A 9,007-nucleotide genomic window follows, 5' to 3' on the forward strand; every position below is an offset into this window, starting at 1 on the left:
GGGCTGGTGATCCAATCCTGCTCCAACCCGTGCAGCACCACAGGAACCGTGACCGCCGCAGAACTGGACACTTCCTGCACTGCCGTGCCCACGGCGCCCGCAGTCGCCCAGTAGCTTTCGAGCAGGTCGACCGCGGCGTTGATCGCGGCCGTCTCCAGCCCCGCCGAACTGGCGGCCGGATCTAATCCCCCCACCGCCGCCTGCAAGGGCTCGATGATCGGATCGACGAGCAGATCAATCACGTCGGCGCGGGCCGGCGGTGTGACAGCCGCTGCCGGCACTGCCCACGCCAGCAACATCGCCGCCGCTGCGGCTAACCGACCGGCACACCTGCGCGCCCATACCGCTCTCACCGCTGCTCCTTGGATCCGCGATCGTACGCGCGATCGGTCTGACGTCCCCGGCGGCCCGCTCAGTCTCACCAACCTGAGCCGAACCTGTCAAGAGCCTGGCGAGAAGGTTAATGGGACCGCGCACGCGATCGGCCGCGGGTGCGGAGTCTGTCAAGCTAGGACGGTGCGCATCGATCGGCTCGGCGATCTCGGCAGTGCACCGCAGGTGCTGCGGGCCGTCGGCGAGGCCACAGTGCGGCTGGGCCTGCCGCCGCCGGCCGCGCTGATCGGGGATTGGTTCGGTGCGCTGGCGGTGATCGCGCCGAGCGTTTCGATACAACCGGTCGACCCCGTCCACGCCTTCGGCATCCGGCCCGGCTCGACCATCACGGCGGTGGGCGGTGGCTGGATCGGCTATCTGTCCTATCCCGACCCCGGCGCCGACGGGCGGCCGGCCCGCATTCCCGCGGCCGCCGGCGGCTGGACGGACTGCGTGCTGCGCCGTGATACCGGCGGGCAGTGGTGGTACGAGAGCCTCTCGGGGGCTCGGATGCCTACCTGGCTGACCGATGCTCTCGCCGCACCCGTCCCGCGCCGGACCTGCCAGATCCAGTGGGGCCCCGCCGACCGGGCGGCCCACCGCGACGCGGTGCTGGCCTGCTTGGCCGCTATCCGCGACGGCGAGGTGTACCAGGCCTGCGTGTGCACCCAATTCGGTGGCGCAGTCGACGGAGAACCACTGGATTTCTTCGCCGACGGCGTCGCGCGCACCGCGCCGGCCCGGGCGGCTTACGTTGCCGGAGATTGGGGCGCAGTGGCCTCGCTGTCTCCGGAACTTTTCCTGCGCCGACGCGGTGACGCGGTGATCTCCAGCCCGATCAAGGGCACGTTGCCGCTGGATCACTGCCCGTCGAGGCTACGCGGGTCGGTCAAAGACGTGGCCGAGAACATCATGATCGTCGACCTGGTCCGCAATGACCTGAGCAGAGTGGCGGTCACCGGGACGGTGCGAGTACCCGAGTTGCTGGTGGTGCGAGCCGCTCCGGGGGTGTGGCACCTGGTGTCGACGGTGTCGGCACAAGTACCCGTCGAAGTGCCGATGTCGTCGCTGTTGGAAGCCGCCTTTCCGCCCGCCTCCGTCACGGGAACTCCGAAACTGCGTGCTCGGCAGTTGATTTCACAATGGGAGCCGAATAGGCGTGGCATCTATTGCGGCACAGTCGGTCTGGCCTCACCGATGGCCGGATGCGAGCTCAACGTGGCGATCCGCACCGTCGAATTCGACGCTGCGGGTCACGCTGTGCTGGGAGCCGGCGGCGGGATCACCGCTGATTCCGACGTGGAAACCGAATGGGGCGAATGCCTGCACAAGGCAGCGCCAGTTTTCGGACAGACCACCGCCACCAGGGCTGGGACGGCGCTAGCGACCGGACCGTAAGACCGCGTCGTAGAGCTCTCGTCCCGACCGCAGCTCCGGGTGCCCTGCAGCTACTCTCTTGCACGCATCCTTGATCCGAATACCTTGCTGTGCAAGCTCTTCGACCTCGGCCACCAGGACCGGAAGGTCTGCTTGCGGAATAGCACCGGCCAGCACGACCGTGACCTCGCCGAGCACGCCGCCGGCCGCCCAGGCCGCCAGTTCCGCCAACGATCCGCGCACCACTTCCTCGTGCACCTTGGTCAGCTCCCGGCACACCACGGCCCGGCGGGTCGGGCCCAGTTGTTCGGCCGCGTCGCGCAGGCACGCCGGCAGGCGGCGCGGCGATTCGAAGAACACGCAAGTGCGCCGCTCCTGCGACAGCGACGCCAACCAGGCCCGGCGCGCCGACTGCTTGCGCGGAGCGAACCCTTCGAAACAAAACCTGTCCGAGGGCAGGCCGGACACCGCCAGCGCGGTGGTCACCGCCGACGGGCCGGGCAGGCACGTCACCGGCAGGCCGGCGTCGACGCACGCCGCGACCAACCGGTAGCCCGGGTCGCTGATCGCCGGCATTCCGGCATCGCTGACCACCAGCACCGTTGCACCGGCGCGGATCGCACCCACCAACAGCGGCACCCGGGCGTCCTCGTTCTGGTCGAACAAACTGACCACCTTGCCGGTGATCGCGACGTCGAGCGTTCTGGCCAGAGCGGCGACCCGACGGGTGTCCTCGGCGGCCACGACGTCAGCACCACCCAGAGCCGTGACCAGCCGCGGCGACGCATCCGTCGGCCGGCCCAATGGCGTGGCGGCCAGCAACAGTCGACCGGCGCTCATGGTGGAAAGCCTACGATCATGGTGATGACCGCCCCCGCCGACGAACTGCTGATGCCGCAGCGGACGGTACCCACGATCAGCCCGGGGCCGCTGCTGCCCGTCGCGGATTTCGGTCCGGTCGACCGGTGGCGCGGCTGGGCGGTGACCGCGGTGGTCACCGCGCTGGCCGCGCTGACCCGGTTCGTGAACCTGGGCTCTCCGACGGATGCCGGAACGCCGATCTTCGACGAAAAACACTACGCGCCGCAGGCGTGGCAGCTGCTGCACAACCACGGCGTGGAGGACAATCCCGGGTTCGGCCTGGTCGTTCATCCCCCAGTGGGCAAGCAGCTCATTGCGATCGGCGAAGCGCTGTTCGGCTACACGGGCGTGGGCTGGCGGTTCACCGGCGCGCTGCTCGGTGTGGTCATGGTCGCGCTGGTGGTGCGCATCGTGCGGCGGATCAGCCGCTCGACGCTGGTCGGCGGGATCGCCGGGCTGCTGCTCATCGCCGACGGAGTCAGCTTCGTCGCCGCGCGCACCGCCCTTCTCGACGGGTTCCTGGCGTTCTTCGTGGTCGCGGCGTTCGGGGCGCTGATCGTCGATCGCGACCAGGTCCGGGAACGGATGCACGTCGCAGCAACCCAGGGTCGCATCACCCAGACGGTCTGGGGGCCGCGGCTGGGGGTGCGCTGGTGGCGGTTCGGCGCTGGGGTATTGCTCGGATTGGCTTGTGCGACAAAATGGTCGGGGCTGTACTTCGTGGTGTTCTTCGGGTTGATGTCGTTGTCGTTCGACGTCGCCGCGCGCCGGGCCTACCGGGTGCGCAGGCCGTGGCTCGGGACGCTGCGCCGCGATCTGGGCCCGAGTGCTTATGCGCTGCTGCTCATTCCGTTCGCGGTGTATCTGGCCTCGTATGCGCCGTGGTTCGCCTCCGAAACCGCGATCGACCGCCACGAGGTCGGCCAGTCAATCGGCCCGGCGGCATCCTTCCCGATGCCCGACGCCATCCGTTCGCTGTGGCACTACACGGTCAAGGCCTACCAGTTCCACTCCGGCCTCACTAATTCCGCAGGCAACCACCACCCCTGGGAGTCCAAGCCGTGGGCCTGGCCGATGTCGCTGCGGCCGGTACTGTACGCGATAGACCAGCAGAACGTCGCCGGCTGTGGAGCGCAGTCGTGCATCAAAGCGGTGATGCTGGTCGGCACTCCGGCGATGTGGTGGCTTTCGGTGCCGGTGCTCGGCTACGCGGCGTGGCGGATGCTCGTTCGCCGGGACTGGCGGTATGCCGCGGTGCTGGTCGGCTACTGCGCCGGCTGGCTGCCGTGGTTCGCCGACATCGACCGGCAGATGTATTTCTTCTACGCGGCCACGATGGCGCCTTTTCTGGTGATGGCGATCGCGTTGATCCTCGGCGACATCCTCTACCGGCCCGGTCAGAGCGCGGAGGGCCGCACACTCGGCCTGATCGTCGTGTCCTGTTATGTGGCACTGGTGCTGACGAATTTCGCCTGGCTGTTTCCGATCCTGACCGGTCAGCCGATTTCCCCGAGCACCTGGAATATGGAGATCTGGCTGCCCAGCTGGCGGTGAGATTGCACGCACGGCTGTTGGTCGACGGTTGTCCACAACCCTGTGCGCAATCTCACCGCTCAGACAGCGAAGCGTCGGCGTTACCCAGCAGTATCACGGCATGTCTGACGTGTTCATCGGCACCGAGATGCTCGCCCGCGGCGCGCTTACCCGCGGACAGTTACGCTGGCACTACAGCGCGCTTTTTCCCGATGTCTACGCGCCCCGATCGAGCGCTTCGTCGCTGCGGCGCAACACCGTCGGCGCGTGGCTGTGGTCCGGGCGCAACGGCGTGATCGCCGGGCGCGCCGCGGCGGCGCTCCACGGCGCGCAGTGGATTGATGCGGACACACCTATCGAGCTGATCTGGCGCAATGGCCGCCCGCCGCCGGGCATCGTCTGCCGCAACGAGCGCATCGATGCCGACGAGATCGTCGACATCGCCGGTTTGCCGGTGACCAGTCCCGCGAGGACCGCGCTGGACCTCGCCCGACACCTGCCGCGCGATGTCGCGGTCAGGCACCTCGACGCGTTGGCCCGCGCGACCGGTATCACGGCATCCGATGCCTTGTCTTTGGCCGAGCGCTATCGGCGGGCGCGAGGGCTGCGTCGATCGAAGGCAGCGCTCAACCTGATGGACCCGGGCGCGGAGTCACCCAAGGAGACATGGCTGCGGCTCGTGCTTGTCGACGCCGGACTGCCGGCACCCAGAACACAGATCAGGGTGACCGACGGTGTCAATGAGGCATTCATCGACATGGGTTACGACGAGCCGATGATCGGCCTCGACTACGACGGCCGGCAGCACTGCGCCGACCGCGGGCGCTACGTGCACGACATCGGGCGTGCGGAACTGATCGAACGTGCAGGCTGGATCGACATCCACGTAGTGGCCGAACACGGCCGGCGATTCATTTTGCATCGGGTATCGGATGCGTTCGCCCGCCGCGGGTACCCGTTGACATTGCGCCCAGGGTCGTGATGCCCGGCGAGTGCGCAGCCCTGGGCGCAATCTCGGCGCAGCTCGCCTTCACCCGGTCGAACGCACGTGCGATAAACTCGACGCCGTGGCGATACCGATCCAGGAATCGTTGTTCGCGTGCGAGGAGCGCAGAGCGCTCGGTGCCGGCGCCTGGATCGACATCCGGCCGGGCTGGCTGATCGACGCCGATGCCCTGTTGGAGGCGCTGACGACGACGGTGCCGTGGCGCGCCGAGCGCCGGCGGATGTACGAGCGGGTACTCGACGTGCCCCGTCTGGTGTGCTTCTACGATCTCTTCGCCGACGAGCTCCCGCACCCCGCGCTGGGACGGCTGTGGCGGCGGCTCAACGACAGCTACGCCGAGGAGTTGGGCGAGCCGTTCACCACTGTCGGGTTGTGCCTGTACCGCGACGGATCCGACAGCGTCGCCTGGCATGGCGACACCATCGGCCGCGGCAGCACCGAGGACACCATGGTGGCGATCGTCAGCCTGGGTGCCACCCGCACCTTCGCGTTGCGGCCCCGCGGCGGCGGAGCCTCGCTGCGCCTGCCGCTGGCGCACGGCGACCTGGTGGTGATGGGCGGATCGTGTCAGCGCACCTGGGAGCATTCGGTCCCCAAGACGCCGGCGTGCACCGGGCCGCGGATCAGCATTCAGTTCCGCCCGCGCGACGTGCGCTGACTCAACCCCGGACCGCGGCAACCGCCTTGACCAGTAATTCCCGCGCACGGCCGGTATCGACCGGCACGGCCGGCTGGTCGGGTGCCACGACAGCATTAGCGGTCACGATCACCTGGCAGTCGCCGAAATACGCGGAATAGTTGTACACCTCGCCGGTGCGCGGTTTCCCGCGGACGGCCGTTTGCAAGACGCGATGCACACCCAGCGTTTGCACGCCGTCGATCTTGGGTGCCTCGACAACCTCGACCACACCGCGCACGCCGCGCCCGGCGAAGCCGACCTGCCGGCAGTTTCTGCCCGGGTTGTTCACCGGCATCGGCTGAGAGGTCTGCATGGCAATCACGATGTAGCGGTTGCCCTTGCCCTCGGCGGAGACCGCGGCCATGTTGCCCTTCAACCCGGGTGGCATATCCTGACCGGCCACGAACTTCGCGCAGTCGGCGGGCTCGAATTTCAGTCCCGGGGGAAGCTTGTGGGTGGACAGCAGCTTGGGGTCGATGCCGGTCTTGGGGATGTCTTTGACCTTGAAGCCGGGGCCGAAACTCGAGTCGACCTCCGAGACTTTGGCGATATCGGCGGATTCTCGCGCTTTGTCGCCGGATCCGCACCCCGCGAGCCAGCACACGCATCCGATCACGAGCAACGCTCTGTACATCGTGGCCACTGTACCCAACACTCAGTGACGCAACTCGGCCACCGTTTTGACCAGCAAGTCGGCCACCGATCGGACCTCCAGTTGCGGTTGCGGCGAACCCGGGTCGGTGATCCCCGTGGTGAACGCGTAGTAGCCGCCCAGATAGGCACCGAAGGTGTTTGCCCGAGAAGTGGTTTCGTTACCGCCTTCGACTGTGTTGGTGGTGTCGGCGACCATACCGAGGGTTTCGACGCCGTCGATGCGCGGCGCCTCGATCAACCGGACGCGGGCGGTGGCGCGTCCGTTGGTCACCGTCCAGTGCGGGCATTGGGCGACCAGGGCCGGATCGGGTGCAACTAGGCTGTTGGGCGTGGTGGTCACCAACGCGTAGAGGGTGCCGCCGGCGCCCGATCCCGAGATTCCGCCGGCCGGTTCGCCGTGCCCGTGCGCCGGGTCGACCAACGCCGCGCAGCGCGGCGGGTCCGCCGCCCAGACTCGACCCAGGCCCCAGGTCGCGGGCGGACCGGCTACCCCGGAAACGGCGGCCACTTCGTAGCCGGGCGGCAGATCGCGGCGGACTCGTTTGATGTAGGCGGGGTTTACCTGGCGGACCAGGGTTGCCGACGGCGCCGGCGCGGGCTCCCGCGAGTGCGGGCATCCGGCAGTCGCCAGCACGACAAGCACCACTGCCACAAGCCGGATCCCGGTGGATACCCACACTAGCCCACTGCCCGGATCACTTGACACGCAACATGTCTGATCTGATTGGTCAGGTCTGGGCCCAACGACAGAGCACCTGGGCCGGGCACGTCGATCACGGTGGTGACGACGCCGACGTCGTCGCGTTTCCAGAACGCGCCGTAGTGGTCCATGATGGTCCGCATCGGCAAGTTGTCGGAAAGCACACGGCCGGAGAATTTTTCGATACCGGCCACCCACGCCGCCACCGAGAGCGCGGCGAACAAAAACGTGCCGATGCCGCGGCCCTGATAGTCGTCACCCACGGTGAATGCGATCTCGGCGACAACGGCTTGGTGCTGTTCGCGCACGAAGCGGGCGTCGGCGACGGGATCGCCGTCGTTGTCTGTCATCACCCAGACGAAATGATCGACGTAGTCGACTTCGAACAGATAGTCCAGCAAGGACGGACTGGGCACCCGGGGCGACAGGAACCGCTTGTACAGCGTCTCGCGGGAAAATTGGACGTGCCCGTGTAAAGTCCGCTCACTGTCGCCGGGCAGCGCGGGGCGCAGCAACAGCTCGGTCCCGTCGCGGACCCGGACCGGGATCGGTGTGACGAACGCGGCCAGCCGCTGGCGCACCGTGCGGAGCAGCCGGCTCGTGATGCCCGGGATATTCAGCAACTGTGCGAACGCGTCGGTGTCGCCCACCCACCCGGTCAGCAGGTCAGTGGTGGTGGTGACGGTCGCGGTGCGCGGGGCGTTTCGAAGCAGCGCGATCTCGCCGACGATGGTGCCGGCGGAGACGTGCTCGAGGGTGACGACGCCGTCCTCGCCGAGGTGTTTGACCTCGGCGGTCCCCGATGAGATGAGCAGGAAGGACACCGCTCGGTCGCCCTGCGCCATGAGCACCTGCCCGGCTGCGGCCTGCAGGGGTTGCAGGCTCGCCGCCAACGGCATCAAGTCCTCGACGGAGCATCCTTCGAAGATCTCCAGCGCGGCCAGCTCGCCGGCGCGCAGGGCGGCCAGCTCGTTCAGGTTGATCTCCCTAGTCGCGGTGACCCCATCAGCTTCCACCGTCGTATCTGAGATTGTTGCTGCCTGATGCTGCCCAGGTTATGGCACCGCAGGGGTGTTTGGGCGATCTATCGGGGCAACTGCGGGGGCGGTGTCGCGCGGGCGGCCGACGCGACCAGACTCGCCATCGACCTGTCGTGCAGGACTCACCGGGCGGTCTGCCATTCTGATCGATGCACTGGCCACCTCGCCGCCAATCCTCGATCCCAGGAGTGCCATGACCGTCGTCAACGGCCTGCCCGCCCATATCTTGTTGGTCCACTTCGTCGTGGTCCTTGTGCCGTTGACGGCCCTGCTGTTGATCGTGTGCGCGCTGTGGCCGACAGCCCGTCGGCATTTGGCGTGGTTGGCGTTGGCGCTGGCTGCCGTGACCGCGGCGCTGACGCCCGTGACGATCCACGCCGGCGAGTGGCTGATCGGCCTGATCCGCAACCCCACGCAGGTGTTGATCGAGCACGCCAACCGAGCCGAATCGATGACCTATTTTTCGGTCGCGCTACTGATGGTCGCTATGGCTATCGCTGTGTTGCATGTCCTGGAACATCGATTCGAGAAACGCCGGCCGGCCATGCGCATCGCGGTCGCGATCCTGGCTCTGGGCGTGGGCATCGCTGCCGTGATCCAGGTCTACCGAATTGGCGAAACCGGCTCTCAGGCGGTCTGGGGCGGGCAGGTCGACCGGCTGGAAAACACCGCGGGAATTCGCTGAGGCGAGCCGGCGCTGGCCTCCTGCGGTCGGGTGCCCTGACCTGCCCAAACTCGGTGGAGCTAAGGGGATTCGAACCCCTGACCTACTCGATGCGAACGAG

Annotated in this window: 10 protein-coding genes; 5 read left to right on the forward strand and 5 right to left on the reverse strand. The window is 67.6% G+C overall.

Annotated features, from left to right (window positions below; translation table 11 throughout):
• Window positions 1-353: hypothetical protein (locus F6Q13_RS16085; protein WP_293058640.1), on the reverse strand; the 353-nt coding region annotated here is incomplete at its 3' end.
• Between the two features lie 163 nt (window positions 354-516).
• On the opposite strand from F6Q13_RS16085, the gene F6Q13_RS16090 reads away from it, so the two are divergent.
• Window positions 517-1,770 carry an aminodeoxychorismate synthase component I gene (locus F6Q13_RS16090; RefSeq protein WP_293058642.1) on the forward strand — a complete coding sequence of 418 codons (1,254 nt, stop codon included), beginning with the start codon at window positions 517-519 and terminating at the stop codon, window positions 1,768-1,770.
• Here the strand turns inward: F6Q13_RS16090 and rsmI are convergent.
• Entirely contained in the window at window positions 1,753-2,589 is an 837-nt protein-coding gene (gene rsmI, locus F6Q13_RS16095) for a 16S rRNA (cytidine(1402)-2'-O)-methyltransferase (RefSeq protein ID WP_293058645.1), read from the reverse strand. The genes F6Q13_RS16090 and rsmI overlap by 18 nt on opposite strands.
• A 51-nt stretch (window positions 2,590-2,640) precedes the next feature.
• Here rsmI and F6Q13_RS16100 point away from each other — a divergent pair, with 51 nt between their 5' ends.
• From F6Q13_RS16100 to F6Q13_RS16110, 3 genes are all read left to right on the forward strand, one after another.
• Window positions 2,641-4,164: a phospholipid carrier-dependent glycosyltransferase gene (locus F6Q13_RS16100; RefSeq protein WP_293058662.1), complete on the forward strand. Its 1,524-nt coding sequence runs from the start codon at window positions 2,641-2,643 to the stop codon at window positions 4,162-4,164.
• Window positions 4,165-4,264: 100 nt separating this feature from the next.
• The gene (locus F6Q13_RS16105; protein WP_293058648.1) at window positions 4,265-5,125 is read left to right on the forward strand and encodes a type IV toxin-antitoxin system AbiEi family antitoxin; all 861 of its coding nucleotides are present in this window, start codon (window positions 4,265-4,267) and stop codon (window positions 5,123-5,125) included.
• Between the two features lie 85 nt (window positions 5,126-5,210).
• The gene (locus F6Q13_RS16110) at window positions 5,211-5,807 is read left to right on the forward strand and encodes an alpha-ketoglutarate-dependent dioxygenase AlkB (RefSeq protein ID WP_293058651.1); all 597 of its coding nucleotides are present in this window, start codon (window positions 5,211-5,213) and stop codon (window positions 5,805-5,807) included.
• A gap of 1 nt (window position 5,808) precedes the next feature.
• Here the strand turns inward: F6Q13_RS16110 and F6Q13_RS16115 are convergent, their stop codons facing one another.
• From F6Q13_RS16115 to F6Q13_RS16125, 3 genes are read right to left on the reverse strand one after another with little or no spacing between them, the layout of a single operon-like run.
• Complete coding sequence (locus F6Q13_RS16115) at window positions 5,809-6,462, reverse strand: DUF5642 family protein (protein ID WP_293058654.1); 654 nt, start codon at window positions 6,460-6,462, stop codon at window positions 5,809-5,811.
• Window positions 6,463-6,483: 21 nt separating this feature from the next.
• The gene (locus F6Q13_RS16120) at window positions 6,484-7,134 is read right to left on the reverse strand and encodes a DUF5642 family protein (RefSeq protein ID WP_293058656.1); all 651 of its coding nucleotides are present in this window, start codon (window positions 7,132-7,134) and stop codon (window positions 6,484-6,486) included.
• Between the two features lie 26 nt (window positions 7,135-7,160).
• Complete coding sequence (locus F6Q13_RS16125; RefSeq protein ID WP_293058665.1) at window positions 7,161-8,159, reverse strand: GNAT family N-acetyltransferase; 999 nt, start codon at window positions 8,157-8,159, stop codon at window positions 7,161-7,163.
• Window positions 8,160-8,415: 256 nt separating this feature from the next.
• Here F6Q13_RS16125 and F6Q13_RS16130 point away from each other — a divergent pair, with 256 nt between their 5' ends.
• Complete coding sequence (locus F6Q13_RS16130) at window positions 8,416-8,907, forward strand: DUF2231 domain-containing protein (protein WP_293058659.1); 492 nt, start codon at window positions 8,416-8,418, stop codon at window positions 8,905-8,907.
• Window positions 8,908-9,007 lie beyond the last annotated feature (100 nt).

The sequence above is a fragment of the Mycobacterium sp. genome (assembly GCF_008709575.1).
GTDB lineage: Bacteria > Actinomycetota > Actinomycetes > Mycobacteriales > Mycobacteriaceae > Mycobacterium.

Bases quoted from the DNA above. Each gene is read 5' to 3' on its own strand.
- rsmI (WP_293058645.1), bottom strand. From the start codon at position 2,589: ATGAGCGCCGGTCGACTGTTGCTGGCCGCCACGCCATTGGGCCGGCCG.
- F6Q13_RS16100 (WP_293058662.1), top strand. From the start codon at position 2,641: ATGCCGCAGCGGACGGTACCCACGATCAGCCCGGGGCCGCTGCTGCCC.
- F6Q13_RS16105 (WP_293058648.1), top strand. From the start codon at position 4,265: ATGTCTGACGTGTTCATCGGCACCGAGATGCTCGCCCGCGGCGCGCTT.
- F6Q13_RS16115 (WP_293058654.1), bottom strand. From the start codon at position 6,462: ATGTACAGAGCGTTGCTCGTGATCGGATGCGTGTGCTGGCTCGCGGGG.
- F6Q13_RS16130 (WP_293058659.1), top strand. From the start codon at position 8,416: ATGACCGTCGTCAACGGCCTGCCCGCCCATATCTTGTTGGTCCACTTC.